General features: G+C 64.4%; 1 protein-coding gene and 1 pseudogene. Both read right to left on the bottom strand.

Annotated elements, in window-relative coordinates; genetic code table 11:
- A pseudogene (locus tag NCG91_RS27825) lies at positions 1-201 on the bottom strand (3D-(3,5/4)-trihydroxycyclohexane-1,2-dione acylhydrolase (decyclizing)); the annotation flags it as partial.
- A partial coding sequence (locus NCG91_RS27820; RefSeq protein WP_251352085.1) for a PfkB family carbohydrate kinase occupies positions 198-1,341 on the bottom strand: 1,144 nt, incomplete at its 5' end. The pseudogene NCG91_RS27825 and the gene NCG91_RS27820, both read right to left, overlap by 4 nt.

The raw sequence follows: 1,341 nt of genomic DNA, 5'->3' as shown, positions 1-1,341 counted from the left end.
TTCGTTGTGCGCCCGAAACGTGGGGAAACTCTCCCGATATTGGTACAGCGCCTCGCCCAGGCCTGCCACATTGCCGTGGCCAAAGATGGCGAAGGCGCCGCCGAACAGGGGGACCAAGGAACCATCGCCCTCTTCCGTGCGCAGGGCGGCCAGGTAGCGGACTAAAGCCTGCGCCAAGGTCAATCTGATCGTGGCGCTCATGCTGCACGCTCCAGGCGGTTGCGCGTGCGCTGCCACAGGGCAATGAGCTGCTCGAAGTTGGCGCGCACTGCAGCGATCAGGCCCGCATCGTCCAGCTCTCCGGCCAGCCAGCGACGGCTCGGTTCCTGGAAGATGGTGCGTCCCACCATGAAGCCGCGGCACGTCGTGCTGGCACTGGCTTGTTCAAAACTGGCGGCCAGGGCGGCGATCGGCGCGTTCAAGCCCAGCAGGACGACGCCACGGCAATACGGATCGCGCTCGTGCACGAGGGCGTCGATCGCTTGCCATTGCTTGGCCGACATGCTTTCCAGCTTCCACCACTCCGGGTAAATGCCCAGGTTGTACAGGCGCTTGACGGCGCGCAAGACCGTGTCGTCGTGCTGCGGCAAGGACTTCGCAGGAATAATTTCCAGCAGCAACTCATGCCCCGTGATCTGCGCCGCGTCGTACAAGCCCTTGATCTGCGCTTCCTGCTCCAGGCGGTTTTCCGGCGTATCGTCCGGGTGCAACTGCACCAGGCACTTGATCACGTGTTCCTTCGGCCACTGCGTCAGGCGCGACGCCAGCGAGCGGCCCCAGTCGAATTGCAGCGGGTTCGATCCCGGCATCTCGACAGGACGGCCGATCCACCAGCCGCGTCCCGTCGCATCGTTGAGCGCATCGGCGCCATAGCGGTCATCGATCAGCACGCCCGTGCCGCCCTGCAAGCCACGCGCCGCTTCCGTCTGGCCCACGGCTTGCACGAACAATTGCTTGAGCCGTGAAATTTTTGCCTCGTCGCTACCGCCCTGCTGGGCCAGTTCGAAAAATTGCGTGCGGTGATCGAAAGCAAACACGCACAGCTCGTTCCACTGCTTGCGCTCCACCGTCGTGCGGTGCAAGCGGGACAGTGTCGCGTCCTGGTCAGGGCGGCTCAGTTTGGCCGCATTGGCGAGGAAATAGTCGAGTTCCACGGGCGACGGCATGGCCGGCGCGCAACCATGGCGCGACACGACGAGGGCGCCGCAACCGTTCGCATAGCGGCAGCACGCTTCGTAATCCTCGCCGCGCAGCCAGCCTTTCAAAAAGCCCGAGAGAAACGCGTCGCCCGCGCCCAGCACGTTCAGCACTTCCACGCGCACGCCGCGGTAGTTATAGGCG

Origin of the sequence: Janthinobacterium kumbetense (genome assembly GCF_023703445.1) — a bacterium.
GTDB classification, from domain to species: domain Bacteria; phylum Pseudomonadota; class Gammaproteobacteria; order Burkholderiales; family Burkholderiaceae_D; genus Janthinobacterium; species Janthinobacterium kumbetense.
This window is presented reverse-complemented; position numbering and strand designations above follow the sequence as displayed.